The following is a 23723-nucleotide window of genomic DNA, read 5'->3' as shown; positions in this document are numbered from 1 at the left end:
ATTTTTATATTTCCTACTTATCTTTGCGATGATTATGGTGTGCGCCCGTATTTGGCGGTCAAGACGTAAGTGAATTGTTTGTTGGGTGCTGTTATACCCCCTTATTTACTAATATCTCAGCAGCAGTGTTAACCTCACTCAACCATCTTTCGTAGGCTTCTCTCCCGGCACCAAGATTTCGTACACATTGCGAACGCAATGGGCAACGATGGCAGTTGTCTTTGAGATTTTCCCGACAGATTTGCTTGGCTGCTTCACTGAGATCTGTCATAGGCTAAACTCCATCTGCCCAACTGCCGGATTATATCTTTCCAGCACCAACCCTCTACCGGAACCTACACACATCTCAGGTAAGTTTGCTCTTACCAAGGCTTTCGCAAACGGCGGTGGAACAGCATTACCACAACGGGCTACCTGTGCGCTCTTGGAATAACGCTTGCCATCGGCATCCACATTAATGATGTAATTGGATGGGAACCCTTGAGCTGCGAATAGCTCATGTGGCTCAAGCATTCTCATGCCGATATCTACGATCTGATATTCCACACCGTGAATCGTCACAAGCCCAAATCTATCTTTGGTAACTACCGTTTGCAGGGGATCTGATAGATCCTGTCCTACGCTAGAACCGTAGTAAGCAATCAGAAAGGCTCTAACCTCTCCGATATGCAGCCCTCCGGCTGTCACTGTGTGGACTGGCTCATCTGTTGCGTGACCGATATTCGTTCCTCGTAACTTGACCATGTGGCTTGTAACTAAAGCACTCTTTCCGCCTCCGCCAGCTGTCACTGTTCCGATCGGATCATCTATAGCACTACCAACTGACTCTCCGAAATGACGTGCAACGTGAGCTGTAACGATGGCATTATGATCCACCGTTGTGACAGTGGAAAGTGGTTCGTCTACTGCGTTACCTGGTCCTTTATATCCGCCACCATAGTGCTTAATCAAGCAAGCTGCGGCAAGAGCGAATTTGTTACCTCCTGCAGTTACAGTTCCAACAGGTTTATCGAGGTCTAGGACTCGTTTCCCTTCTGGATCTCCGTAGCCCATCTGAATCAGTGTAGGACTAACAAGCAAGTGTTCTGCTTTGGTAGTAATTGTAGTTAATGGATCTTCCACTTCGTATTGCAGGCAGTCACCACCAAATCCAGTCTGACCAATACGAGCAATATAGGGAGTTACTAGACCCCAACCATTCTTTGAAGTGATAGTCTTAAATGGCTCTTCGATAGAATCGCAATAATGATGATTAGATCCACTATGGTTCACCCGCACTATAAACGGATTAGCATTATTGATTACGAACTTCTGAATACCCCGAGCGATTCGACGTAAAGTGTTATCAGCCAGTGGCTTTTTACGTTCAAATATGGATGGGCAAGGAAGCGACCAATCTATAATTTCAGCAGCAGTTCTCCATGGCGCACGCTTGCCGGCTAACACTTCCTGACTATCCGGGGCTCCGTGCGTGGGTTCCGGCCAGACTATCGGGCGTCCATCGCGGCGAGCAATTAGAAACAGTCGTTTACGAATTGTTGGCGCTCCGTAATCGCATGCTCTCAGTTCACGCCATTCCACGTTATATCCTTGACGGCGTAGAGCGTTGACGAAGCAATTGAACGTCCGTCCCTTTTGATCAGGATCGGGATAACCGTCTTTCATCAGCGGTCCCCATGTTTTAAACTCTTCAACATTCTCCAACATGATCACCCGAGGACGTACCGTAGCTGCCCATCTTACTGCGATCCATGCAAGCCCTCGAATGGTCTTTTCTACAGGTTTTCCACCCTTGGCTTTACTGAAGTGCTTGCAGTCGGGTGATAGCCAAACCAATCCTACTGGACGACCTGCTGCAATTTCTCGGGGATCAACGTCCCACACAGATTCACAGTAATGTTCAGTTTCTGGATGATTCGCACGGTGCATGGCTATAGCTGCTGGATCGTGGTTAATCGCTATGTCCACTGATCGTCCAGTTGCAAGCTCAATCCCTGTGGAAGCACCTCCGCCACCTGCGAAGTTATCAACGATGATTTCTCTCATCTTGGATACACCGCCTTGATTTTGTGATTGACCTTGCTCATAGGTTTTTTCCGTCTCCGCTGAATTTCAGCAATAGCATTGTTTTTGTATATTGGCGCAGCTCCGTCATCGTTAAAGGCAATTTCGTAAAGCTGTCCAAGCGTTGCTTTTTTCCAGTTCAATGCTGCCGCCTCCTTACTACCTTTTTACCGTGGCCGATCTTCCCTAATAGGTTTATCCCGCCCTTTTATTAGAGCTTCATATGCCCAGTAGCCTTGCACCTCGCCGTCATATGTCTCGCGAAGCTTGGTCAAGCTGCTGGCTATTGCTCTACATCCAGTAAATACATAGCATTTCTTCAGCGCTTCAATATCCTCGTAAGTAACACGAACTAATGGCTCTCCGAGGAGCTCTTCGGCTTTTTGATAACCCCCATCCCACCATTGACCGTGGCAGTGAATAACTTCGCCATTTTCAAGTGTGATATCAAACTTCCTACCGCCAAAGGCTTCGAATCCTTTAGTCTGTCTTTCGTAGTAAAAGCAACTCACGAAAGTACAGGTGTCATCCAAGCCGATGATTAAATCACCTTGTTTGTAGTAGGTGAAATGAACTGGATTAGAAAGGACATAAGCAATTCCATCATTAAATGTGACTAAGGTTTCAACTTGGTTAGACATACCATTCCTCCTTAAAATAAGCACGTTTGTTCTGTATTTTGGGTGTGACTGCCCGCCGCCGCAGGCTTCCCTGGGCGTTTGTTAGTTTGTGATTTTTCATTGTACGGTACAGGAGCCTTGGCTTCCGGGCTTATAATGGCTTTGATTATTCGTTGTTGATATGATGTGTATAATTCCATGCCTCCGCCATTCTTTACCGTGTAAAGAGCCTGAGCGATCTTAGCAATGATGTAAGCGTCCGTGACGTTGTCGCTACTGTGTTCGTATCCGTAATGCTCTAGAACTCCGGCGGCGACATGCTTCTTTTTTTCTGAGCTCGTCACCCGTTGGTTCCGGTTCACAAACCCCTTGGTCCGCTGTGGGTTAACATCTACAAATTCAAGTCCTTTGCGGTAAAGCATCGAGCGCAGTCCGCCGTGAATCATTCCCGTGGTCACACCTCTTTGCGTTTTCTTGGCTGACTCTTCTATAGCAACGATATCCCCGGGCTTCAGGAGGTTGTATAGCTTGTTTTCCAGCGACACCAACATGCCGATGCTTATCCCTCCCGGCACTCGTTTGCCCACGCCCTTGACGTCTGTCGCCACAAGGACATTGCCCTCTTCATCCAGTGCAACAAATCCGGTTGTCGTGGCTGGGTCAATACCTACAAAGCGCATATCCTCACTCCTTCCGACTCCAAGGAATCAAGTAAATGATGCTCATATATGTTAATCGTGCAGAATATGCGATTCGCTTTTTATAGTAAAGGTGTGTTTCTTGTTTCACTGCTTCAAAGTGTTCTTGACACAATGGCACTAGCGCCCATGTATGTGTACCTGCTGAATGGCAATTAGGACATCTGCATTCTTCCATCTTCCATCCCCCCTATTTGAATTCTTGATACGCAACACCTGCAGCCTTGTATAGCTTGAGGCGTCCCGGGTCTGTAAGAAGCATCTGACCACGGTTGTACTCAAGGACACGTTGCTCTACAAAGTCATAGATTCGTTGCAGTTTGTTGCGTTCTTCCACTGCCAGCGTTAAAGGATCATCCAACAGTTCCGCCTTCTCTACCATCCATGCAAGCGTATTTTCATAGGCTGCATCATCTTCGATTCTTCCTTTGCTGCTCATGCTCTCTCACCTTCTCAGCGAGCTTGTATTTTTGATCCTTGTCCAAGTTCACAAAACGACTGATACTCGGTACGAAGGCCATATCAAATGTGCCTGTCCCAATCTTCCGACCCTTTGCAACGATGATCTCAACGAATCCTTTTTTAGGACTTTCCGGATAGTAATAGTCATCTCGATAGATGAATGTCACAACATCAGCATCTGATTCAATGTCCCCGGAGTCACGCAAGTCTGACATCAACGGCCGCTTATCTGGACGCTGCTCACAACTCCGCCCTACTGCCGATAAGCAGACAACGCAGACCTGTAACTGCCGTGCCATTCGCTTCAGATACTTCGTAATGTACCCAATACGTTCTTTGGTGTTTTCAAAGTTTTTTTCTGTTTGGATGAACTGTAAAAAGTCGATATGGATCACCCAGCGCTTGCCGGGATGTTTCTTTTTCAATGACTTCACTTGTCGGCGGATATACTCTACAGTCGCTCCTGACCGATCATCGATATACAACAACCGCCCGGCGATAATCTCTAAAGCATCCCCATACCGAAGCCAGTCGTTATCAGACATCTGCCCCGATGCTATGCGGTCTCTTTTTATTCCTCCGATACATGATGCAATCTGTTCAACAATCTCCATTCCACCCATCTCCAATGAGAAGACTGCATCCCCCCACCCAGATGACGTTACTGCGTCCACATCATTTGCCATGTAGAGTGTCTTTCCCATTGAAGGGCGGCCTGCCAGAATCTCCAAGTCACCAATTTGATGCCCTTTACTCAATTGGGTGAAATCTTCACTGGCTGCTTTCGCCCCGGTTATACCACCACTGTTGGCACGTTTAGCTATAACTTTTTCATGTCCTTCCAGCAACGTAGCCATATGGACAAGCCCGCCGTCACTGTCTCCTTGCTGCAACTCCTCTAACTGCTCCATCTTGGCTTTAAGCTCAGCGATGTCACCGCCACCGTTTGTTGCAATTTGCCGTCCTAACTCTGCCAATTCCTGCTGGATACGATCGGTACGGACTGCCCGCTGGTAATAAGTGAAACTGTCTGTACTAGGGACAGAATCACGTAGAGCCATGAGGCGTGTAAGCCCTCCAATCCGCTGCAGTCTTGCTCCCCATTTGGATACAAGTACAACAGGATCAAATGGGTTAGCTGCTTCGTCCGAATGTTCCTTTGCATATTGCAGAACCTTGAAAAGGAGTCGGTTATCCTCTTCCTCTTCAGTGAAGTCAGCAGGCACAAGAAAACAATCATCCATCAAGGTGTGATCCTTTAGTAGTGAACCTAGTAGCGCTCGTTCAGCATCAAGATTCATCTGTCTTCACCTTCGTTCTGTAAATAGCATCGATCTTTTTCTGAATGAAGTCCGGTGGTGGACCTACCTTTTCTGTCTCATGATACTCTTGAAGTTCCAAGACTCTCTGCTCCTGCTCCAGCCGTTGAGCCTGGTAAATGGTCATCTCTGTTTTGTGTTCAGTGCATGCGAGATAAATATCTGCTGGATCAGGAGCAAACTTAGGTCTCACCCTACAAAGATTCCTTACAGTTGCATAAGCCACTTCATTAGGAATGTCCTGAAGAATGTCCTGCCAGGTGGATATAACTGCATCTATCTCGTTGTCATTAATCACAAAGCTCCGGTATGCCGAGCGGAGATATTTCAGAATTGCTGTCACGCCGACCCGATCCAATGTTCATCAACTCCCTCTGCATAGCGCGGTCTATTACATCGCCTGTATTTTGGTTTTCTGTTACTGCTGGCTTCAGCATTCCTTCCGGATCTACCACCGGATAATCTTTATAGCGTTTCTGGTTTAGAAAGGTTGAAGGATGAGGAATATATTTTTTATCTGTTTGAAGCAGTTTACAGGTCTCAGCAAAATTGGCTGTATTGTGAATAGCAGTATCCGAATCAAAATCCTCTATCTTGCATAACTTTTCCCATGCCTTTTTTGCGGCTTCTTTAGATATCTTTCTAGGATAGTTACTATAGAAATCATCAAACATCGCTATATTTTCTTTAATACTTTTCTTTAAGATCTTTATTTCTTTTAATGGGGGTCGGATCTGATACCTCGAAACCTCTACTTGGGGGGTCAGATCTGATACCTCGGGGGTACTAGATCTGATACCTCGGATTTCATTATTAAGCGATTCTTGAGGGGTCAGATCTGAACCCTCGGCTGACGTAAACAAGTCATTTTCACAATCCATTTCATCACCGCTTTTCTGAATAGTCCATTGTTCATAATGTTTATTGAATGATAGCCGTCTAGGCATTACACTCGTTTCTTTTTGAGTAACAAGAATTACTTTTGATTTAATGAGCAGCCCTACCTCCCTTTTAACAGTGCTGGCAGAGAGGCAAGTGAGCTGTTGCAAGAATGTTAGTGCGAAGTCATGGTCTTTCCGGCGATAACCGTAGGTGTACCGCCAGACGATCATGATAATTCTTAGTTGTGTGGCATTGAACTTTCGTTGAGCCACCTGCTCCAATATTTCATTGGCTACACGGGTATAACCATCTTCAAGTTGCGGCCCGTCCATTACCTCACCTGCTTTACTTTAAAAGGGCAATTTGTCATCCCCGTGCCGCTTAAAGTGATCAAAGATCCATTCAGTCAAACGTTCAGCGTCGTTTCCCTCATCTGCTACAGGAGGCGTGCCCATCCAGCACTTAATAATTTCAGTTACCTCTGATCGAATATTCGATGGAACATCCTTCTCCGGCTCTGGGGCTTCGGTGTATCCATTGACTAAGGCTGATAGAAAAATCATTACTCGAACTTTGCCTTGCTCTGTTCGACCGTGCTCCGTCCATTCTAAAAGTTCGCTCACTCCATAGTGTTCTTCGTCCTCATCTGCAGCCGTGAAAAACCTATTCGCTATAGCCGAATTTGATATTCCTTTAATAATTAATTCATCAAGTTCAGCAGCCACTTCCCTTGGTAGTTGTACTTTCTTGCTGTTACGCCAAGATTCCAATTCCCACTCTAGCTGTTGAATACGTTCCTTAAGCGCTCCGATATGAGGGGCAAAGTTTATGGCATACTCACCGTTACGAAGCTTTTCATTTTCCTCTTTGACTCGGTTGATCACCTTGTCCTGTTCTTGGATTGTCCGAGCAGCCTCAGCCAATCCCTCAATCATTTTGACATTCTGCCGAAGAACATCGGCTTGAGCTGGTAGGTCACCTATTACAACATAACTCTCATAAGGAACGATTTGCCCTGAGTGAATCCCTTCTATGATCTGTACACTTCGGCATGGATTAAGCGACTGAATGGTACGGTTTTTGTCGTTCAAATACCGAGCAATGTAATTTCCAGCAGGAGCATCCCCGCTGCTTCTTTTGCTTAGAATCTTTATTTCAATTGGCATCTGCTGCACCTCAATTTCATAGTTTTTTGATTCTATATTTCCGATCCTTGCGGTCCCTGCCGCTAGTCAGCTCACCATAACAGCGAGGACATACTCGAGTGCGTCCAATGTATTCCTCGCGATCTGGGTTGATCTCTTGACCACACACCTTGCAATCTGGACTAAGGATGTGTATCTCTACTTGTACGATGGGTTCATTTCTCATAGAGCTGATCCCTAAAATCTACCGCCCACTGTTTGCCATCCTTCGTGTAATCAATCCAGTTGTGGCAGGTCCCAGTATTAACACTAGGACCACAGAGCATCGCCACATCCTTCACAGTCGTTTTACCGTCGATCTGCCAGCGCCGAATTAGATGGGCACACTGTAAGCCCTCTTTACTCCCGCAACGCTCACAGCGTCCGCCTGATCGTTCCATTGCTGCGTTGTAGACCTCATTGTTAATTGCTCCACGTTGTTTGGCGGTTAGCGTTTGACGACGGTTATAAAGTTGCTGTTGCTTACTGTATGGTTTCGCCATGGTCGCCACCAGCATCAACGGTTCCCTCATCTTGTTGTGCAGACCAGTCTGTCACGTCAATAACCTCACTCATGTCATCAGCGACTTCGCGCTTAACGGTTTCATCTGCTGCCAGCTGCTGGGCGAACTCAATAGATTTAGGCGCATATTTCAGTACCTCTTTAAGGACTGTCTTCTTTGCCATCCCGTCATAGTCCGATTTCCATGGCGAGTTTTGGTCTTTCTGGACCGCCTTAGAATATTTCTTAGCGTGGGAGTCAATCCGATCTTTAGACCATACTACGAAGTCGTATCCCCCATTTTTGAGATGATAGACAGCGTAATATTTTATAGGTTCACCCTTTGGTGTGTCTGCTGGCACATGGTGTAAGTTTTTATCTAGTCCGTAGCTGTAATGGAATTCATCGTTTTCATATACTTCATGCGCATAAATAGCTTTGTATTCACCAGTGCGGAGTGCTAAGGTAATGAGTCCTTTGTAACCTAGTTGAAACTGAGCTTCATCCACCCACGTAGTCTGACCGTTAATGACCTTCTTGTTTTTGTAAGGAATCACGTAGGCTTGACCTAGCGGAGTGTTTGGCTCCAGTCCCAATTGTGCGGACTGCATCAGCGCCGCTACAATACTCATACCATCACAGGCCATTAACTTAGGGTTTGTTCGCACAATCGTGATGGCAACACGTACAAACCGCTGTACGCCAACCTGATCAGGTAAAGCCCGTTTGAATTCTTTCTCCATGGACTGGATGATGTCAAATACCGTTTTTGGCTTTTCGGATGGCAGTTGGGCTCCTGCTTTATTCGCTAGTGCTGCACTTATGCCTGACTGATCTATTTTTTTATCTGTCATCATTCTTCGCCTCCGATAACTTTAAATGAACGAATACCCTTCTTATTTGCTTTCCATGTGAATCGCAACTCACCTTGAAAATATGACTTTTCCGCATCTTGCATCATGCCTTTTATTTGGTTCTTAGCCGTCTCTTCTTGCATGACAGCTGCTGCCTTGACCTTACGCGCTTCAGCCAGTTTCTGAATTACTTCCCAGGCTGATTCTGGCAAGTCAATACTTAGGTCTGGTGTAGTTTCGCCGTATGTTTCCTTTAGATATTCCGTGTCCTGATGGCTAAAGGAAGGTGGTTGTTGAGCTAGAACATTACTGTGCCAGAACTCCCGTTCAATCGTTATGAGATTCTTAATTAACTCCTCATCACGTTCTACGACCCGCCACTGGAAGTCCCAGCCGCCTATCAATACGGCTATAAACCAACGATCAGCACCAGTCACAGCCATATAGTGATTTGCCTGTAAAATATATTCTGTTGGTGCAGTCGCTCCTTCCCAGTCAGAACGGCAATACTCTGCGGTGTTTTTGCATTCCAGACCAGCATTTTGTTTAGGCAACCATCGATCAATATTCGCTAACATGTGCGGTTCTTCAGGATGCTGAAAGATAGCGTTTTGCTTAGTTGCCTTCATACCGGTTTCTTCTGAGAACCAATCTGCTACAACCGGTTCAAGTATCCGACCCGCCTTCATCTTCGGATTATCATCTAAGGGTGGGATTTCCCCGAGTTTATCCAGGTAGACAGCCATAGGAGACTTATAGCGACTCAGCCCACAAATTGCCGCTACGTCACTACCCCCTATTCCCTTGCGTCGCCAATCTAGCCATTCGTCATGCGTCATATCCAAGGTGCTCACCATGCGTTTTGATCTGAGTGAACTCGACGACATCTTTACACCCTCCTAGTGTTCGTGTTATAGTGACGGTGAAAAATCGTTAATACTACTGACTGCGGCTGCAACCGCAGTTGTAACTCTATTCATTTAATCCTTCGATCTTGATCCCTAGCATATCTAGCGTTGTGGTTATGCCATCCTGAAAGGCTTCCTTTCCTTCTCCGACCCATTTCGTTGTTGGATGGCATCCTACAGGAGCCTTGTTATAGGTGGAGACCAACTTTTCATTTCCCATTCTGTTTTCAAGGTATGTTTCCTCGACTTCCAACCTACGAACAGGCACTTGATACTTACCGCTGATCGCATCCATCATGCATTGATGGCAATGTGGTTCGCGGTGATCGTAGACTTCGTACTCCGCTAGCCGACCGCACCCACAGTTAATGTGCATCTATAACACTCCCTTGCTATTTATTGATGGCTGTAAAACTTCTTAAATGGTTTGCCTGTGCGTTTAGCCTTGGCTTTACGAAGAGTACGAGGGATAATACCGCCATACTCTTTAATGATTGCTGTAGCAACTACAGAAGGACCTAGTGATCCGAGCTTATACGCTGTCTTCTCGGATGGTTCGTGTTTGAACTGGCGGCGGGATTTGAAGAGTGCGAACTCTTTAGCAGCTTGTGACTGAACAGCTGCGATAAAAGCGTGTTTCTTATTGGTGATGCGGAATTTTGTTTTCATGAATGATTCCTCCGATATGATTTATTTGTTGTTACAATGCAGCAAGTTCATCTTCGAGCAATTGGATTTCTTGCTCGATCAACTTCTGTGTTGCTTGGATAATCCCGTTTACAATTGCAGGGAATGTCTCCTCCGTTTTTCCGTTACTGCGATTCTTTACAATCAGAGATTGAAGATTTCCATACATGTCTTGAAACTTGATACCATCAGCAAATTGCGAGTTTTTAAGTTCCTTCTTCAAAAAATCAATTTTCGCAACAATTGCGAGCCCCGCATTAGCCCGATCCACATAATGTTTAAGCGTAACTTTATCCATAGTTTTCGCCTCTCTTTCTAGTGTTTTTGGGCTCAAAACCCCGTTTTTGGCAAAAAAATAATAGCGGTTATGAAATCCGCGTTTTTAATCCAGCGAAATATCACCATCCATTTCAGTCCAAAACACATTGCCCATGCTGTCACTTACATAGATATCAATAGATCCATCATCAGCCTCTTTTGCATCAAGAACTGTGATCTGACGAGTTACTGTTCCTGTCTGACCGATAAGATTATTACGTTGTTTACTCAAGGTTTCCACCCCCTTTCAAGCGTTCATAATTCATTTGTCACTTTCCTTTGCTTCTAGATGACCTCCTATCTTTCGCGTTGGTAGAATCACTAGGGTAGCCTATGTTTACCTTCTGAGCTGGCACATGTCCCTCTAGGTTTTTGTTGGCGGCTTGAGGATCGTATCCGATACTTTGCGGCTTGCCGTATTTCCCAAACAACTCTTTGCGTTCCATGTTATGAACCGTACGGCAATGATTTACTGTGATTACATCACCTGTATGACCACAATTGGGATAAGGACATCTGACTGTGCTGCATATGATTACTGTCATACGCACACCGCTAGTTTCTCCACAGGTGTTGCCCATAAAGTTAGTACAGCATCACGATGTTTGCGGCGTTCCATGATTGCAAACTGTTCAGTTTCAACATCGCCTCGCCATAGAGCGTCTTTCTGAACACTTAGCCAGTAAGCCATTTCTTGGCGGTGAAATCTGAGAGCGTCTTTTGTTTCGTTCATATCGTTTCCCCCTATTCTGATCGTGGTATTGGCTTCCAAGCCGAAATGTAATTTAATACGTTTTGCATATCCTGACGAAGAACATCTTTATAACTGGGTACCTCCCATCGATCTTTTATTTCCCTATGGAGTTGACGGAATAACTCGCCGCGCTTCGATTTGTCTGGTTCAATGCTGCACACTTTCTTACCGATACCTTGCTGTATTCTTCGTTGTTGTCCGCTATCTAAGGTGATCTGCTTGTCTACTTTTTGCTCAATCTCATCGACGCGTCCTACGATAAGTTCTTGACTAGCCAGTAAGTTATGAGTCGCTTGCATCAACACTTTAAGAGGATCAGTCTGTTTGTTGTTTAACTGATTACGCATTTCAGTAAATTGCTTGATGTACATTTCTTTAAAGCGAGCCGCTTCTTTTCCGGTGTATCCCATCACCAGGAATGAAAAGCCATCTTGGGTTATGATGTATTTGGGATAAATACGCCCACGTTCATTTGTATAAGTTGACTCCACGAAATTGTGGAGTGAAAATTCAGCACTGCACTCTAATTCCTTAATGTCTTGAAGAATACGGTCATGCCGCTTACCGAACACCTCCGCTACAGTTAAGCTATCTGTTACCGGTCGGCCATTATCAATACTTACTAGATTGTTCATAAGCTTGTACCATCCTTTCGTTTTATGTGATCTGTGTGTTGCTAATTATGGAATCAGCGGAGTGTCATTCTTATATCGTTTCCTCGGGAGACACCCCGCTTCAAAAAAATTTTCAACCGGTATTTTAAATAGTTGACTAAGTGTTACAATCTCATCAACATAGAACCGCGCATGCCCATTTTCCTTTTTGCAATATCCATTTGCTGATAGTCCTAGTGCCTTCGCAGCCTCTTTTGATTTCATCCCTGAATTTACTCTCGCTGCTTTAACGCTGATCTTAAACATCATTTCACCTCCTGTCATAATATGTTGTTTCCCCGGGAGACACCCCTAGATTAGCACCACTTATATGCACCGTCAACCCCAAAAAGACACGAAATAATTATTTTTGTTGTATAAAGTGTCTTCTTGAGGTTATACTATATTCAAACATTAGATGAAGGAGAATTTTAAATGACAGGGTTAGACGACAAAAAAACTTTTTATAAAATAGTTGGACAAAATATTAAAAAGTACCGCGACCTTAGAAATTACAGCCTTCAAGTGTTGGCAGAAAAAGTTGGAATCACTAAAAAAACTGTACATCGTTATGAACATGGTGAACATAAGTTTGATATGGATCGACTTAAAGCTTTAGCGCTCGCTCTTGATGTAACTGTTAATCAACTAACAGAGGGCGCCTATACATATATGGGTGAAGAACAAACTGAAACTGAAAACATAAGTTTGCCGATCGTAGGAAGAATTTCCTGCGGGAATGGAGTTTTAGCGTATGAATCCATTGAGGGATATGAAACAACACCTCGTTCTTGGATCAATGGTGGTGAATATTTTTACCTAAGGGCAAGAGGAAATAGTATGAACGGAGCTCGAATTTTTGAAGGGGATTTACTGTTAATCAGAAAACAAGAAGAAGTTGAAGATGGAGAAATTGCAGCGGTACTTATCGATGACGAAGCAGTACTAAAGAAAGTCTATAGACAAGGGAACACACTTGTATTGCAATCTGCTAATCCTGATTACCCACCAATTATCTGTGGCGAGTCAGGTTCCAATATTCGTATAATCGGAAAACTAAAAAAAGTTGTAATTAATTTTTAGGCGTATCAAAAGAGAAACAGCCCACCATTATTAGGTGGGCTGTTTCTTATGTGTTTTTATAAGTCATTATGATTTTTCCAACAAGAAGAATAGAACTCCTTATCTCAGGTTTTACCTCAGAATTCGAAGCAGTTAATAAGAATTCTCCATCCCGTTCTTCGATTCTTCTGAGGTCCAACTTTGAAATATCTACTTCATTCGCGATCGCGCAAATATCATTTATTGATACATCAGTCGTTTCCCTTATCAACACTTCATCATTAAAAAAAATACGATCCCCTGACATACTGTTGTCGTTAACTTTGTAGTAAAATTCCCTCATACATGATCCACTCCCATGATGATATACTTTAATTAAAACTTAATGAAAGGAGCACAGTATGCCCTTCATCCGAGGGGAGAGCCGGCTCATTGAACAACTTGAATCCATTAATATGACACAGGCTGAACTTGCACGGCGAACTGGTTATACGCCTCAAACAATTTCGAAGTTCGCGCTAAATAAATTAAAAATGTCAGCTGATGCACTTTACACGATCTCTCGTGTGGTTGATTGTCCTATGGATGCACTTTGTTATTGGGTTGAAAAAGAGGCTTCTGACAGCTAAAACGCTGTCCTCCCTCGGATTAAAAATCGCCCTATACGGCGATTAACTGTTAGATAATTGTACATCTTATCCTTGGGAATTGTTGTCACTAATTGTCGAACTGCTAACTTGTAAAATCATACAATAATTAACAAACACCTCCTTATTTTAATAAAATAAAGACGCAAAAAAGCCGCTGCAAACAGTATGGTAGATTAATTCACCACAAAAGTATTTTAGTAACGTATCTATAGAGTACGCCCTAAAAATGCTTTTTTTAAAAGTAGTGATTGATCTTACTTGTACTGTTACAGCGGCCTTGGACATCATCAATTGATGGGCATTGCCACACTCTTACTTACTATATTAGGTTATAAAGCTAGAATAAATTAACTTTTCAAATAAAGCAATACTTATTTATTTTCTCATGGTCAGCTCCGACATTCCTTGCACATCTGTTTGAAACACCCTATATGATCTTGTGCCAATAGCGTACTTACCAACACCACTAATCCACAGATACGGAAATATCTTCTTATCCTCTCGCTGCCATTCTTCTTTGTGCCATTCATTACTCAGAAAGTAGTGGTCATATCGAATCAATTTCTCCTTCATTTGCTTCTCACTGTACAGCGATCTTTGGATTTCTACATGCCACGCCATACCTTTCCAGACCATAAAAATATCAGGTTCAGGCATTCCTTTGCTGTACTTAGGCTCCACTATAAATACCCGCGGCTTCTCTATCTGAGCTATCTGTTTATAGAAGTCTGCAATCATTAAAAAGTGTGGAATTTTAGTAGAGTCCTTCTTGATCGCTCCATCAGCTGGAAAGTAAATATACTGTCTGCGGTCATCGGAACAGGAGATATATTTGTCCCTCCTTAACCTCTTAAGTACGTAATTAGCAGCTGTGACTTTGTTTTTGACATTTTGAAAGTGAAGATCAGCTATTAAATCCCTACTAAGCACACGGAACTTTTGGATATCCTCGACGATGGCTTTATCACGCGTATTCATCACAACACTCCTAGCTCAATGATGTCGTCCTGTGACTCCTGTGAGGCTCTTTGCGGCTGTCTAATTTCCAGTGGAGACTTATATCCTTTTAGTAGCTCCTTCGCCTCAGACAAGCCCAGATTCGGTCCCTGTACATATCTCAACCCGTTCAGTTTTAATACCATTCGTCCCTTTTCACTGTCCTTAATATTAGCTGCGTCCACACTATCAATTGTTATGCGTGAGTTTATCCCATCGGCGTGCTTCAGCGCCATTCTCACCGTCAAATTTTGTTTCAGCTTACCATCCAATACTTGAGCGTCAGGGCGCTGCATGGAGAGTACAAGATAAACCCCTAACGCTCTACCAATTGTGCTGATCTCCTCAATACCTTGCATGATATCCTTTTCTTTTTTGAGTAAAGCCACCTCATCAATAGCTAAAATAATATAGTTTAAGGACTCCTTTAAATCATCCACATGTGCCACTCCTGCGGCTTCCAGTATGTCCCCACGTCGTCTCATTTCAAGCCTTAGCATTGTTACAAGGGCAAGGACTTCATGAGTCTCATAGACGACTGTACGAGCTACACCCTTGAATAAGTGAAACTCTGATCTCTTCAGGTCTGCACAATACAAATCCAGATTGTCTACGTTCCGGATTAGTGTTGTGAGGATCGATCTCAGAGCCGCACTCTTACCACTGCCTGTTTCTCCAGCCACCAATAAGTGAGGATGCTCCACCATGTCGTAGACCACATCGCCTTGCCGATCCTTGCCCACATATACCGGTAGTCTGTGGATGCCTAAACTCTGATCGATTTCAACGGCGTTATACATAAACGACAGTACCGAGGTTGTGTAAATGGACATCATAAATGTTCGAGCATCAATCATACTTAACTCAGCTTCAAGTCCGAACACCTGTTGAAAGATCCATGACTTTTTGAATACCTCTTGAGGGTCACTGCCTACAGGCAATTGGAACATAGCTTCTTTCCGATCCAGATACATCCTCACAGACTTCACCGCAGGCTGTACACGGTACGCCTTTCCATTGTACCCTGTTAGATTACTGTGAAAGTCATTAGTCCTTAAAAGCGCCCCTAGTTTACGTCTCATGACCTTCTCGGGGAATGACTGATGAACGGCAATAGCACCAGCCACACACGCCCCTGCTGATAATAACGAAGAAGAAATCAAAATAAAATCACGCTCCCTATTGTTTCGATATAGAAATAAGCGTAGTAAAGCCTATTAGACATGTACTACCGTTGTAATAAAACATCAGTAGATTCCTTTGCAATTACCAAGGCAGATAAAACCCGAACATGCCTCCAAGAACCCTGAAAAAATGACGCCATTCTACTGCTGCAATAAGACCGCAAACTACATAAGTACCAATCTTGACATACAATACAGCTCCAGGACGCCCGGATCGCTCCAAGTGTCTCTCAAGCGCGTGTCCTGCCACGCCTACAATGCCAAGCTTTACGAATGGTTCAATCATCTCCATCCATCCTTTGGTTTGAACATATCGCTAACGCATTGATCACAAATACGGACAGAAGATAATGGCTTACCGCACTTCGTACATGCTGCTTGTGGCTTAACTTCTTTCATGGTTGATCACTCCTTTTTGGGTTAGACAAAACTTTCAGCCTCAAATTCAAAATTGTCCCCCAATAGCTTGCTTGGGATGCTGGTCTGAGCTGACACAATAACTGGAGCTACCCCCGATATATCCCTGTCGATCAGGCGTTTAATATAGCCCGACGAATTAGACTTACTGTATGCGTGCTCGTAAGCTCTCCGCTGTTCTGGATCCAGAACATTAAATGTGACTTGTATTACCTTAATCTCCACATCTCTAGGCATATAGCTTCCTCGCAATCAGATAAAACGCCCTCGCATTTGCACTGGCCGGATCACCCGGTATTAGCTTTGCAGTAGGAAAGTAAGGTAACAAATACTGAAGCAGCTCTTCTGCCCCACCACCACAGAGATAGACTGCGTCACCTGCTTTCCAGCCAGCTGCAAGTGCTCGAAGTGCGATCTGCCTTCCGAAAGCTGAAGGATGGACATTCCGATTACTTTCCATCCCTGCACCTAAAGTAAAGCTTCCCTTATCACTAAATCTCCGATCTATAAGAGTTCCAAAGTTAACCGTACCACTGCCTATGTCGATAATCCTTACCGTGCCGCCTCCTGGTATTAATAAGCCTGCAGTAACTCCTTCAGCAGCTACCTCGCATTGTTGAATGACAATCAATCGTCTATTCCCATTGACCGTCATTTCGTGCCGGCCTTGGATCATTTCCTTAATGGCCATCTTTTCATCAGGTGTGTGAGTGCTGATCGGCTGGCCCACCACTATCTTGTTCTCTGTCTGTTTTGAAAACTGATGTAGTGCCAACAAGATTCGCAGCCTAGCATCTGGATGTGCCTTAGTTTCTCCTTTCTGGCTTTCCGCACATTCACTCTCATATTGAGCAAGAGTCCCCGCGAATCCTCGTTGTCCTTCATACTCCCATTCAAAGTCTGATTGCCCATGTTGCTGCCTTATATTTCGCTCGCGATACTCCCCTATGTAAGAGGGGAATTGTTTAAAATCCTGCCCATCGTAGTACATCGTTTTGTAGTTACCAGCATCTATGGCTGCTATCATCTGCACCACTCCTTACGTGTCTGGTTACGTAAACACTTAGCCCCGGAGCCTGTGGTTTCGTATCTGCTTCTATATCTATTCAGCACCGCTTGACCAAAATTCGGAGTTTTGTGAATAATATTTTCATAGATTGTCCACCCTTGAATAGTAGGGGGTGGTCAATTTGTTTGGTTTTGGATTAGGAAAAAGAAGAACTCGTTTGGGGAAATTCTTAGACAATGCGGGGATTGACCAGGAATGGCTTACGAATAAAACCAAGCTGAACCGCGACACTATCTCAGGCTTGTGTGACGGCGGCTTGTCTATTAATCCACGTGTAGCTACAAAACAAAAAGTGATCTCTGCCTTAAGAAAATATGGATACAATGTGAAAGCTGATGATTTTTGGGATTAAGTAAAAACAGAATATAGATAGTAAAAATTCCCTGCTAATGGTAGACTGTTTTTGTCATTTATTATCAAAATTAGGGGGAACATCATGAAGAAGCCGATTTATAAGAAATGGTGGTTTTGGGTCGTACTAATTCTTGTCATTGGTGCGATTGGGAATATGGGTGACAATAGTGAATCAACGGATCAGGCAACACCTTCAGCAAGCGCAGAACCCATAAAACCTGTTGTAGCTGAAGCCACTATTAAACCCACTGAAGCTCCTACTGCCAAGCCGACAGAACAACCAATACCAGGAACTATAAGTATGAGTCCTGAAGAATTCAAAGATTCATTTAACGCTAAAGCAAAAGAGATAGGTACAGATCTGAAAATCAACAAATTAATTGTTGAAGATGGCGCTGTGCAAAACACCTTCTCGTATAAATTCACAAATACTTTAATGTTGAGTGGAACAGTGAATAAACAAGATGGATCTATACGCGATGTTTTGTTAATTGGCACAACAGACGGAACTTCGAAATCCGTTTCTGATATTCTCATCGGAATGGGAGTTCTGATTCTTGCGAGTAACCCTGAACTACCTACAACTGAACCGTCAGTAATTGTGAAAGAATTGGGGATGTTGGACGAAGGGGCTGATTTCCTTAAAATAAACAAATCAGTTATACGAAACGGTATAGAATATCATTTTCAGGCTTCCAAAGAATTCGGTATTATGTTCAGTGCCGGAGATGCTAACGATAAATAAAAAAAGCCCTACCAACCATTTATAGGTTAGTAGGGCTTTTACGATTACACTTTATATGGGTCTAGTTATTTCTTAGAAACAATAAAAGACAGCCAGGCAAGTTCTGATGTCGTCAATGTCTTTTTGTCGATCTTAGTTAACCAAGATGTGTCCGAGATCGTCTTAGCGTCCAGCAGAGCCTTAACTTGAGTGCGTAGCGTTGTCCATTGATACGTTGACAGTTCCAAAGTGTCTTCCTCCTTGGTATTTTCGGATTCTTTGATTGATACGTCTGCTTTATTGAACAGATCGAGTTCCGCCTTACGCCGTCTTACTAGACCAGCCAGAACATTGCCGCCGCCTTTGTTGTACTTAGTAATGTTCTGAGCGATCTCTGTTATCGTCCGCCCTACGCAAAGTTTTTTTAAGCTGCCGTTGCCGCAGTTGTAGCAAAAACTTGTGAGTGCATCAAATTGATTTTGATTGAGCCACGCTGTAACCGGCACATAGACTGGATCATTAACATATGCCTCATACTTTTCCAGATCGGATACAAGCATACTATCAGCCTGTGCCTGAGTAATGGTCATTCCCGCTTTAACATCTGGACCGTAATGTCCCCACCCGATAGTATAATAAATTTCAGTTGGCACAGGCTTGTACGATGTGAGACGGCAGCCCTCGAAAGACTTGATAAGGGAAATCCCCACTTGCGAAATTTTGCGACTCATTACTCATCACCCGCTTTACGAGACTGCTTGACCAGTTGGTTACCATATACAGCTACAGCACCACATAGGATGCCTTGTATAAAGCTTGTAATGACAAACCCTAACATCAGTACAGCAAATACGATGGCCATCAGCGTAACGATGTATACAATACTCCAATCTGGCACTTTCGGCGTTTTTTTCAAAACATAGCCTATGATCCAACAAGCTACAACGACAGCCATTAATTCGGGATTAATAAACTCCATAACTGCATTCCATTCCATTACGAATCACCTCTTCTATTTTCTTCAAATCGGTCAAGCCGCTTGTGATACGATTTAGAAGCTTCTTCAATACGAGTCACACGCTCTGAAAGTAAATCAAATCTCTGCCCCTGTGCTCGCTGCTCTAAACGCATATCATCCACACCCCGCTTGATGTACTCAACGTCAGTACGAAGTGACGCACCATTACCAGCCTCTTGTGCAACATCCTTTTTAAATGCTTGGGTTTTCCCCATCCAGCCCAAGACAATCCCACTTACTGCCGCAATCATTGCTACGATTGTTGTAGGCTCCACACCCGTTTCCCCCTCAATATAAATAGCCCCCGAAGCAGCTCCGAGGGCAAAATAAACGCCTACTATGTGGCGCTATCTAATAACTCTTGTACGCCACTCTTCCATCGCAGTGGAACGTCATCGATTGTCTTTAAATCCTTTTGGATCAAATCAAAATATACTTTGACCACATTACTCACCTCCGATCAAGCCAGCGATTTCAGCGAGTGCTAGTTGCATCTCTGTTTTATCAGCTTCTTGAGCTTCAGCAAGTTCCGTCAGAGCAAGCTTGAGTTCTGTATTCTCGGCACGTAGTTGTTCGAGCTCCGTCTGATCCCCGGGCTTCGTCAACTCCGCAATCTCTTCTGGTGTTAAGCCTTCGACCCAAAGGTTATCTGGCATCATAGGTGGCATATAGATAGGCTGCTCGCCTTGTTCTTCGCCTTCTGCATAACTCTCCCGCCAATCGTGTAGCTCGTCGGCATAGTCGCTCTGTGCCTCTAGTACAGCGTCCTGATATGCTTCCCATGCTAATAGATCAAATCGAGGATGATACAATCCTGTGGGCATCGGAACACCTACAAGATAACCGATGATCTCTCTTGGCTGTTCTGGTTCTTCTGGCGTGTCCGGTTCATCTTCGATCTCTTCATCTCCCGGCAGCTCAGGAGCTTCTTCCTGCACTGGCTGGGCATAAATAGGGACGACCCCTATTAAAGAGTCGTCCGGTTCTACATCTTCTATATACAGTCCGTTTAGGTCTACTTTCGATACTGCTTTTCTCATGATATCGCCTCCTTTAATCTAACGGAAACCGTAGACCATCAAATATAATATTTTGCTTTACGTTGACCTCTGTTGTTATATCTCCATTTACACCTACTGACACTGCGCTCGACGTTGGATCTACTTTTGATGTCCATGAGGATGTAAGCATTCTAGTGATTCGCACAGGTCGAAACTGCGTCGGCAAATTAAAAATCTTTGTACCCGCTGGTACGTCAGTAATGTTGTAATATACGTACCCACGAAATTCAATAAATCCTTTATTCACGCGATAAGCTAAATCGAAGGCAGTAAATCCGCTTAGCACTGCGGACGGTGTAATCCAAGGCCCTGCATCCTTCTCCGCTTTCTTGGCAGCTAACACACTAACGGTTGAGCTTATCTCTGTCACTGCATCTGTTAAATCATGAATTTGCATCTTCTCAGTGGCGGCGTACGCTCCTGATACCGAAGGTACTGGTGATTTATCTAGTTTGATGTAAGAGACGCTGTAGGAAGTAGCTGTATCGTAATTATCCGTCCATGCATAACGTGTACCGTCTGCTAACTTATCAATATTCCAAAAATCAGGCAGACTGTTTTTAAAAACTTGTTTAATTTCGGAGGCGCGTTTTTTCAGGCTAGAATCTCCACCATTGCCTGCGTCATTGAGTCCAATGTAGTACACGTCTGATAAAGCATTTTTCTTTGGTCTCGCAGGCTCCCTCGATATATAACCACTGCCTAGCTCGATAAAGTTATCGCCTTCGAGCAGAGAAAGAGCGCCATCCTCTTGTACCGTCTCCGTGGTCGGTGTTGCTAGACGGTATAGAAGTTGATACGGTGTCCAGCCCGAAGGTATTGTTGTTGGTAATACTCCTACCGGATTGCCAGCACTCAAAATCTCGACCCATCCTTTTGTTTGTCCGGCCGTACCGTTATATGGATTTGTAGCCACTCCACTAGCGCCGTTGTACATCCGCCAGCCATTAAAATAAGCCTTAATTTCGTCAGGTGTAGGAGTGTAGGAGTCCCCCCAACCGGAGTCTGTGTTGGCAATAGTAATGTATAATACGCCATTGTAAAGTGTTGATTGATCAGCAGCTGAATAAACACCCGCTGAAGGATATAAAGGGTATCCGTTATACTTAGTCACTCGTTCTGATGCGTTTATGCCACTAGAAGTTGGTAAAATAACGCGTACACGTTTGAAACCTGTGTAATTCGTATCGAATAACCACGACCAGTCACCCACAAGATTGGATTTACGCCATAACCTCGTCACCTCATACCGTCCGTTAACCTCACGCAGTATATCCGGTTCGTTGCCATCCGTTGGGTTAGCGTGTAACTCTACTCCACCAAAGGCGATAAGAGAGTCTTCGCGGGGCTGGAATGGTGTAGCGACACTGCCTAGTTCGAGTTGTGGATTGTTGAAGTTGTATGTCCCTATCTGGTTACTTGCCAAATTTATTAATATATAGTAATAACCCTCTGGTACAGTAAGTGGCTGATTTTGAATCCATCCACCACTAAGAACAGCTAAGTCATTCTTTTTGTTACTATCCAAATAACTTCCTACTGCCCCACTATTAGCCGTTATACCCTCAATACTTAAATAGTACGTTTTTCCTGGTATTACAGGAACAGCGCAACTGATTGCTTGCCACTCAGCAGTAGCTGTTAACACGCTCTGATATGGTCCGTTTGCCTTAGCGTTCGGGTTAAACGACCATGCCTTATCTGTAAATGGTGGCAACAGATTACGTCCATACCGTCTAACCCATAACCCATCTACTCCATTAATACCAGGAGGTACATAAGGCAATAGAGCATCAATAGCAGCACCTGTGATCGTGGTTCCGATGGCTGCATAGTCTGTTGCGGATACGGCGTATAGGCGGATCTCATCCATGTATGTTACGTTTGTCCCGCTTCCCGTAGACCCTGCTGTTAATCTATATCCCGTACCTAATAACGTGTTGTTAGTGGGTATTTTTAAATATACAAACTGCCACTGACCTATCAATGAGGCATTGATTGACATAGTATACCTACCAGTCATAGTGCCTACATCTCTTAATGCGAGGTTAAGAGATCCATCTACATAGGACTCAATAAACACCCAACCCGCCATCACATAGTATTTTGACGCATCTAATGGTGAAGTGAAGTCTTTTGTTATATATACGGCACCGGCAGACGGCGAAAATTTAAAGGCTGTGCTACCACTACGTTTTTGAGTAGATGATAGGGTGGTTGCGGTAGCTCCATTTTGTGTCCACCCCGTTAAACTCTCTCCACTCCCAGCCCCACCAAGTAAATCTGTTAACGTCCTACCCTGTACCTTTAATCCTTGTAGTCTAGCGTTCTTTGTTGCGTTTAGTATTTGCTGACCAGCTGATAGGACGACTGCTGTAGTAGCTTCGGTATCCATTCTCTTTCTGTCTTCTGCACTCATAAGCCCCGGTGTAGTAATAGTGGCTACAGGAATAGGATCAGATCCACCAGTTAAATGACTGGATGCATGAGCGCCAGGAGTAGCGGTTCCTGTTGCTGTTATGGTTACTTTATCCGTATTGGCATCAGTAGTAATGGTGATTCCAGTTCCACCAGCAAGAGTCAAAGTATCACTTTTGGTATCTGCCACAACATCTGACTGCCCTGTGACAGCTACAATCGCAAAAGTATTCTGATTGACTTCTGCGCCTGTTGCAACTCCGGAAAGCTTTGTCTTTTCGGCAGAGGTATAGTCCTCAGTGGATAATTGCTTACCTGCAGCTTTATCTACTTTCGCTGCCGCGACTGCATCAAGTTCTGATTGTGTTGCTGGATCAAAAGATAGTTGCGTTTGAGTAACTGCTCCGTCTGCTATCTGTGCTGTACCAACTGCTTTATCTCCTAATTGTCCAGTCGTTACAGCTTTATCTCCGATCTGACCAGTCCCAACGGCTTTATCACCTATCTTTGCCCGCGTAGTTCCTTTATCGGCTAATTTTGATGTGGTCACCGATCCATCTGGATGCGCTAAAACAGCAGCTGCCGCATGTCCATCTATATCACGTTCTACATGATCAAAACCATCGTTGATTTGTGTATAGGACTCACTGATCTTCTGATTTCCGTCCAGGTTCGTATAGCGATTTGTCAATTCGTTCAACTCCTTTCAACATTGAATCTATGTCAGCCCCAAGAACTCGGAGCATTCCCGCTTGATCTTCTGGGTTCCGCAATCTATCTAACACAGCCCGAATCACAAGTGATGTTTCGCGAACTGGATCTGCAAGATCAACAGATAACTCTAATATTTCTCTTATTCTCATAA

38 protein-coding genes are annotated in these 23723 nt (G+C 44.1%); 4 read left to right on the top strand and 34 right to left on the bottom strand.

The window, feature by feature from the left end; genetic code table 11:
- Positions 1-91 precede the first annotated feature (91 nt).
- The 21 genes from NYE58_RS10075 to NYE58_RS09975 all read right to left on the bottom strand — a co-directional run bounded on the left by NYE58_RS10075 (position 92) and on the right by NYE58_RS09975 (position 12172).
- Entirely contained in the window at positions 92-271 is a 180-nt protein-coding gene (locus tag NYE58_RS10075; RefSeq protein ID WP_144024925.1) for a hypothetical protein, read from the bottom strand.
- A complete protein-coding gene (locus tag NYE58_RS10070; protein WP_341001723.1) occupies positions 268-2046 on the bottom strand; it encodes a DNA cytosine methyltransferase in 1779 nt (592 codons plus the stop codon). The genes NYE58_RS10075 and NYE58_RS10070 overlap by 4 nt, the downstream gene beginning before the upstream one ends.
- Positions 2043-2207, bottom strand: coding sequence for a hypothetical protein (locus tag NYE58_RS10065; RefSeq protein WP_341001721.1), 165 nt, complete (start codon positions 2205-2207; stop codon positions 2043-2045). The genes NYE58_RS10070 and NYE58_RS10065 overlap by 4 nt, the downstream gene beginning before the upstream one ends.
- A gap of 24 nt (positions 2208-2231) precedes the next feature.
- Positions 2232-2705: a hypothetical protein gene (locus NYE58_RS10060; protein ID WP_341001717.1), complete on the bottom strand. Its 474-nt coding sequence runs from the start codon at positions 2703-2705 to the stop codon at positions 2232-2234.
- A gap of 11 nt (positions 2706-2716) precedes the next feature.
- Positions 2717-3364 (bottom strand): hypothetical protein, encoded by a 648-nt coding sequence (locus tag NYE58_RS10055; protein ID WP_341001716.1) that lies wholly within the window; start codon positions 3362-3364, stop codon positions 2717-2719.
- Positions 3365-3572: 208 nt separating this feature from the next.
- Positions 3573-3821, bottom strand: coding sequence for a hypothetical protein (locus NYE58_RS10050; protein ID WP_341001714.1), 249 nt, complete (start codon positions 3819-3821; stop codon positions 3573-3575).
- Positions 3793-5145: a replicative DNA helicase gene (locus NYE58_RS10045; RefSeq protein ID WP_341001712.1), complete on the bottom strand. Its 1353-nt coding sequence runs from the start codon at positions 5143-5145 to the stop codon at positions 3793-3795. The genes NYE58_RS10050 and NYE58_RS10045 overlap by 29 nt, the downstream gene beginning before the upstream one ends.
- The gene (locus NYE58_RS10040) at positions 5135-5461 is read right to left on the bottom strand and encodes a hypothetical protein (protein WP_341001710.1); all 327 of its coding nucleotides are present in this window, start codon (positions 5459-5461) and stop codon (positions 5135-5137) included. Before NYE58_RS10040 ends, NYE58_RS10045 begins: the two co-directional genes overlap by 11 nt.
- Positions 5454-6377, bottom strand: coding sequence for a replication protein (locus NYE58_RS10035; RefSeq protein WP_341001708.1), 924 nt, complete (start codon positions 6375-6377; stop codon positions 5454-5456). The genes NYE58_RS10040 and NYE58_RS10035 overlap by 8 nt, the downstream gene beginning before the upstream one ends.
- 18 nt (positions 6378-6395) lie before the next feature.
- Positions 6396-7211 carry a hypothetical protein gene (locus NYE58_RS10030; protein ID WP_341001706.1) on the bottom strand — a complete coding sequence of 272 codons (816 nt, stop codon included), beginning with the start codon at positions 7209-7211 and terminating at the stop codon, positions 6396-6398.
- A gap of 194 nt (positions 7212-7405) precedes the next feature.
- Positions 7406-7732: a hypothetical protein gene (locus NYE58_RS10025; protein ID WP_341001704.1), complete on the bottom strand. Its 327-nt coding sequence runs from the start codon at positions 7730-7732 to the stop codon at positions 7406-7408.
- Positions 7713-8588, bottom strand: a complete 876-nt coding sequence (locus NYE58_RS10020; RefSeq protein WP_341001702.1) for a recombinase RecT — start codon at positions 8586-8588, stop codon at positions 7713-7715. The genes NYE58_RS10025 and NYE58_RS10020 overlap by 20 nt, the downstream gene beginning before the upstream one ends.
- A complete protein-coding gene (locus NYE58_RS10015) occupies positions 8585-9472 on the bottom strand; it encodes a YqaJ viral recombinase family nuclease (protein ID WP_341001700.1) in 888 nt (295 codons plus the stop codon). The genes NYE58_RS10020 and NYE58_RS10015 overlap by 4 nt, the downstream gene beginning before the upstream one ends.
- 85 nt (positions 9473-9557) lie before the next feature.
- Positions 9558-9869 carry a hypothetical protein gene (locus NYE58_RS10010; protein WP_341001699.1) on the bottom strand — a complete coding sequence of 104 codons (312 nt, stop codon included), beginning with the start codon at positions 9867-9869 and terminating at the stop codon, positions 9558-9560.
- Between the two features lie 20 nt (positions 9870-9889).
- Positions 9890-10162, bottom strand: coding sequence for a hypothetical protein (locus NYE58_RS10005; RefSeq protein ID WP_341001697.1), 273 nt, complete (start codon positions 10160-10162; stop codon positions 9890-9892).
- A gap of 31 nt (positions 10163-10193) precedes the next feature.
- Complete coding sequence (locus NYE58_RS10000; protein WP_036687884.1) at positions 10194-10478, bottom strand: hypothetical protein; 285 nt, start codon at positions 10476-10478, stop codon at positions 10194-10196.
- Between the two features lie 84 nt (positions 10479-10562).
- Entirely contained in the window at positions 10563-10730 is a 168-nt protein-coding gene (locus NYE58_RS09995) for a hypothetical protein (RefSeq protein WP_341004341.1), read from the bottom strand.
- 37 nt (positions 10731-10767) lie between these two features.
- Positions 10768-11043: a hypothetical protein gene (locus NYE58_RS09990; protein WP_341001694.1), complete on the bottom strand. Its 276-nt coding sequence runs from the start codon at positions 11041-11043 to the stop codon at positions 10768-10770.
- Positions 11040-11231 (bottom strand): hypothetical protein, encoded by a 192-nt coding sequence (locus NYE58_RS09985; RefSeq protein ID WP_341001692.1) that lies wholly within the window; start codon positions 11229-11231, stop codon positions 11040-11042. The genes NYE58_RS09990 and NYE58_RS09985 overlap by 4 nt, the downstream gene beginning before the upstream one ends.
- Positions 11232-11242: 11 nt before the next feature.
- Positions 11243-11887: a Rha family transcriptional regulator gene (locus NYE58_RS09980; RefSeq protein WP_341001690.1), complete on the bottom strand. Its 645-nt coding sequence runs from the start codon at positions 11885-11887 to the stop codon at positions 11243-11245.
- A gap of 45 nt (positions 11888-11932) precedes the next feature.
- A complete protein-coding gene (locus NYE58_RS09975) occupies positions 11933-12172 on the bottom strand; it encodes a helix-turn-helix domain-containing protein (RefSeq protein ID WP_341001687.1) in 240 nt (79 codons plus the stop codon).
- Between the two features lie 168 nt (positions 12173-12340).
- Here NYE58_RS09975 and NYE58_RS09970 point away from each other — a divergent pair, with 168 nt between their 5' ends.
- Positions 12341-12988, top strand: a complete 648-nt coding sequence (locus tag NYE58_RS09970; protein WP_341001685.1) for a LexA family protein — start codon at positions 12341-12343, stop codon at positions 12986-12988.
- 46 nt (positions 12989-13034) lie between these two features.
- Here NYE58_RS09970 and NYE58_RS09965 read toward each other — a convergent pair whose 3' ends face one another.
- Complete coding sequence (locus NYE58_RS09965; protein ID WP_341001683.1) at positions 13035-13310, bottom strand: S24 family peptidase; 276 nt, start codon at positions 13308-13310, stop codon at positions 13035-13037.
- A gap of 58 nt (positions 13311-13368) precedes the next feature.
- Here NYE58_RS09965 and NYE58_RS09960 point away from each other — a divergent pair, with 58 nt between their 5' ends.
- Entirely contained in the window at positions 13369-13596 is a 228-nt protein-coding gene (locus NYE58_RS09960) for a helix-turn-helix domain-containing protein (RefSeq protein WP_341001681.1), read from the top strand.
- A 396-nt stretch (positions 13597-13992) separates the two neighbouring features.
- Here NYE58_RS09960 and NYE58_RS09955 read toward each other — a convergent pair whose 3' ends face one another.
- The 5 genes from NYE58_RS09955 to NYE58_RS09935 form a co-directional block, all read right to left on the bottom strand.
- Positions 13993-14595 carry a hypothetical protein gene (locus NYE58_RS09955; RefSeq protein ID WP_341001678.1) on the bottom strand — a complete coding sequence of 201 codons (603 nt, stop codon included), beginning with the start codon at positions 14593-14595 and terminating at the stop codon, positions 13993-13995.
- Positions 14595-15740 carry an FtsK/SpoIIIE domain-containing protein gene (locus tag NYE58_RS09950; RefSeq protein ID WP_341001675.1) on the bottom strand — a complete coding sequence of 382 codons (1146 nt, stop codon included), beginning with the start codon at positions 15738-15740 and terminating at the stop codon, positions 14595-14597. The genes NYE58_RS09955 and NYE58_RS09950 overlap by 1 nt, the downstream gene beginning before the upstream one ends.
- Positions 15741-15879: 139 nt before the next feature.
- On the bottom strand, positions 15880-16083 hold the full coding sequence (locus NYE58_RS09945) for a hypothetical protein (protein WP_340970306.1): 204 nt from the start codon (positions 16081-16083) through the stop codon (positions 15880-15882).
- Between the two features lie 134 nt (positions 16084-16217).
- Complete coding sequence (locus NYE58_RS09940; RefSeq protein ID WP_341001673.1) at positions 16218-16451, bottom strand: hypothetical protein; 234 nt, start codon at positions 16449-16451, stop codon at positions 16218-16220.
- On the bottom strand, positions 16444-17241 hold the full coding sequence (locus NYE58_RS09935; protein WP_341001671.1) for a ParM/StbA family protein: 798 nt from the start codon (positions 17239-17241) through the stop codon (positions 16444-16446). The genes NYE58_RS09940 and NYE58_RS09935 overlap by 8 nt, the downstream gene beginning before the upstream one ends.
- 163 nt (positions 17242-17404) lie before the next feature.
- Between NYE58_RS09935 and NYE58_RS09930 the strand changes: the two genes are divergently transcribed.
- Positions 17405-17635, top strand: a complete 231-nt coding sequence (locus tag NYE58_RS09930; RefSeq protein WP_341001669.1) for an XRE family transcriptional regulator — start codon at positions 17405-17407, stop codon at positions 17633-17635.
- 84 nt (positions 17636-17719) lie between these two features.
- Positions 17720-18382, top strand: coding sequence for a hypothetical protein (locus NYE58_RS09925; protein ID WP_341001667.1), 663 nt, complete (start codon positions 17720-17722; stop codon positions 18380-18382).
- A 65-nt stretch (positions 18383-18447) separates the two neighbouring features.
- Here NYE58_RS09925 and NYE58_RS09920 read toward each other — a convergent pair whose 3' ends face one another.
- The 7 genes from NYE58_RS09920 to NYE58_RS09890 form a co-directional block, all read right to left on the bottom strand.
- Positions 18448-19092 (bottom strand): lysozyme, encoded by a 645-nt coding sequence (locus NYE58_RS09920; RefSeq protein ID WP_341001666.1) that lies wholly within the window; start codon positions 19090-19092, stop codon positions 18448-18450.
- Positions 19092-19358, bottom strand: a complete 267-nt coding sequence (locus tag NYE58_RS09915; RefSeq protein WP_339815073.1) for a phage holin family protein — start codon at positions 19356-19358, stop codon at positions 19092-19094. The genes NYE58_RS09920 and NYE58_RS09915 overlap by 1 nt, the downstream gene beginning before the upstream one ends.
- Complete coding sequence (locus tag NYE58_RS09910; protein WP_076179187.1) at positions 19358-19654, bottom strand: hypothetical protein; 297 nt, start codon at positions 19652-19654, stop codon at positions 19358-19360. The genes NYE58_RS09915 and NYE58_RS09910 overlap by 1 nt, the downstream gene beginning before the upstream one ends.
- A 62-nt stretch (positions 19655-19716) precedes the next feature.
- Positions 19717-19824: a CD1375 family protein gene (locus NYE58_RS09905; protein ID WP_256721924.1), complete on the bottom strand. Its 108-nt coding sequence runs from the start codon at positions 19822-19824 to the stop codon at positions 19717-19719.
- Between the two features lies 1 nt (position 19825).
- Positions 19826-20419: a hypothetical protein gene (locus tag NYE58_RS09900; protein WP_341001663.1), complete on the bottom strand. Its 594-nt coding sequence runs from the start codon at positions 20417-20419 to the stop codon at positions 19826-19828.
- 13 nt (positions 20420-20432) lie between these two features.
- Positions 20433-23549 carry a hypothetical protein gene (locus NYE58_RS09895; protein WP_341001661.1) on the bottom strand — a complete coding sequence of 1039 codons (3117 nt, stop codon included), beginning with the start codon at positions 23547-23549 and terminating at the stop codon, positions 20433-20435.
- Complete coding sequence (locus tag NYE58_RS09890) at positions 23503-23721, bottom strand: hypothetical protein (protein ID WP_341001659.1); 219 nt, start codon at positions 23719-23721, stop codon at positions 23503-23505. The genes NYE58_RS09895 and NYE58_RS09890 overlap by 47 nt, the downstream gene beginning before the upstream one ends.
- Between the last annotated feature and the right edge of the window lie 2 nt (positions 23722-23723).

It is taken from the genome of Paenibacillus sp. FSL L8-0708 (genome assembly GCF_038009325.1).
In the GTDB taxonomy this organism is placed as follows: Bacteria; Bacillota; Bacilli; order Paenibacillales; family Paenibacillaceae; genus Paenibacillus_AQ; species Paenibacillus_AQ odorifer.
This window is presented reverse-complemented; position numbering and strand designations above follow the sequence as displayed.

Coding starts and splice junctions, on each gene's coding strand:
- NYE58_RS10075 (WP_144024925.1), bottom strand. CDS start 271: ATGACAGATCTCAGTGAAGCAGCCAAGCAAATCTGTCGGGAAAATCTC.
- NYE58_RS10070 (WP_341001723.1), bottom strand. CDS start 2,046: ATGAGAGAAATCATCGTTGATAACTTCGCAGGTGGCGGAGGTGCTTCC.
- NYE58_RS10060 (WP_341001717.1), bottom strand. CDS start 2,705: ATGTCTAACCAAGTTGAAACCTTAGTCACATTTAATGATGGAATTGCT.
- NYE58_RS10055 (WP_341001716.1), bottom strand. CDS start 3,364: ATGCGCTTTGTAGGTATTGACCCAGCCACGACAACCGGATTTGTTGCA.
- NYE58_RS10050 (WP_341001714.1), bottom strand. CDS start 3,821: ATGAGCAGCAAAGGAAGAATCGAAGATGATGCAGCCTATGAAAATACG.
- NYE58_RS10045 (WP_341001712.1), bottom strand. CDS start 5,145: ATGAATCTTGATGCTGAACGAGCGCTACTAGGTTCACTACTAAAGGAT.
- NYE58_RS10035 (WP_341001708.1), bottom strand. CDS start 6,377: ATGGACGGGCCGCAACTTGAAGATGGTTATACCCGTGTAGCCAATGAA.
- NYE58_RS10030 (WP_341001706.1), bottom strand. CDS start 7,211: ATGCCAATTGAAATAAAGATTCTAAGCAAAAGAAGCAGCGGGGATGCT.
- NYE58_RS10025 (WP_341001704.1), bottom strand. CDS start 7,732: ATGGCGAAACCATACAGTAAGCAACAGCAACTTTATAACCGTCGTCAA.
- NYE58_RS10020 (WP_341001702.1), bottom strand. CDS start 8,588: ATGATGACAGATAAAAAAATAGATCAGTCAGGCATAAGTGCAGCACTA.
- NYE58_RS10015 (WP_341001700.1), bottom strand. CDS start 9,472: ATGTCGTCGAGTTCACTCAGATCAAAACGCATGGTGAGCACCTTGGAT.
- NYE58_RS10010 (WP_341001699.1), bottom strand. CDS start 9,869: ATGCACATTAACTGTGGGTGCGGTCGGCTAGCGGAGTACGAAGTCTAC.
- NYE58_RS10005 (WP_341001697.1), bottom strand. CDS start 10,162: ATGAAAACAAAATTCCGCATCACCAATAAGAAACACGCTTTTATCGCA.
- NYE58_RS10000 (WP_036687884.1), bottom strand. CDS start 10,478: ATGGATAAAGTTACGCTTAAACATTATGTGGATCGGGCTAATGCGGGG.
- NYE58_RS09990 (WP_341001694.1), bottom strand. CDS start 11,043: ATGACAGTAATCATATGCAGCACAGTCAGATGTCCTTATCCCAATTGT.
- NYE58_RS09985 (WP_341001692.1), bottom strand. CDS start 11,231: ATGAACGAAACAAAAGACGCTCTCAGATTTCACCGCCAAGAAATGGCT.
- NYE58_RS09980 (WP_341001690.1), bottom strand. CDS start 11,887: ATGAACAATCTAGTAAGTATTGATAATGGCCGACCGGTAACAGATAGC.
- NYE58_RS09975 (WP_341001687.1), bottom strand. CDS start 12,172: ATGTTTAAGATCAGCGTTAAAGCAGCGAGAGTAAATTCAGGGATGAAA.
- NYE58_RS09970 (WP_341001685.1), top strand. CDS start 12,341: ATGACAGGGTTAGACGACAAAAAAACTTTTTATAAAATAGTTGGACAA.
- NYE58_RS09965 (WP_341001683.1), bottom strand. CDS start 13,310: ATGAGGGAATTTTACTACAAAGTTAACGACAACAGTATGTCAGGGGAT.
- NYE58_RS09960 (WP_341001681.1), top strand. CDS start 13,369: ATGCCCTTCATCCGAGGGGAGAGCCGGCTCATTGAACAACTTGAATCC.
- NYE58_RS09955 (WP_341001678.1), bottom strand. CDS start 14,595: ATGAATACGCGTGATAAAGCCATCGTCGAGGATATCCAAAAGTTCCGT.
- NYE58_RS09945 (WP_340970306.1), bottom strand. CDS start 16,083: ATGATTGAACCATTCGTAAAGCTTGGCATTGTAGGCGTGGCAGGACAC.
- NYE58_RS09940 (WP_341001673.1), bottom strand. CDS start 16,451: ATGCCTAGAGATGTGGAGATTAAGGTAATACAAGTCACATTTAATGTT.
- NYE58_RS09935 (WP_341001671.1), bottom strand. CDS start 17,241: ATGATAGCAGCCATAGATGCTGGTAACTACAAAACGATGTACTACGAT.
- NYE58_RS09925 (WP_341001667.1), top strand. CDS start 17,720: ATGAAGAAGCCGATTTATAAGAAATGGTGGTTTTGGGTCGTACTAATT.
- NYE58_RS09920 (WP_341001666.1), bottom strand. CDS start 19,092: ATGAGTCGCAAAATTTCGCAAGTGGGGATTTCCCTTATCAAGTCTTTC.
- NYE58_RS09915 (WP_339815073.1), bottom strand. CDS start 19,358: ATGGAATGGAATGCAGTTATGGAGTTTATTAATCCCGAATTAATGGCT.
- NYE58_RS09900 (WP_341001663.1), bottom strand. CDS start 20,419: ATGAGAAAAGCAGTATCGAAAGTAGACCTAAACGGACTGTATATAGAA.
- NYE58_RS09890 (WP_341001659.1), bottom strand. CDS start 23,721: ATGAGAATAAGAGAAATATTAGAGTTATCTGTTGATCTTGCAGATCCA.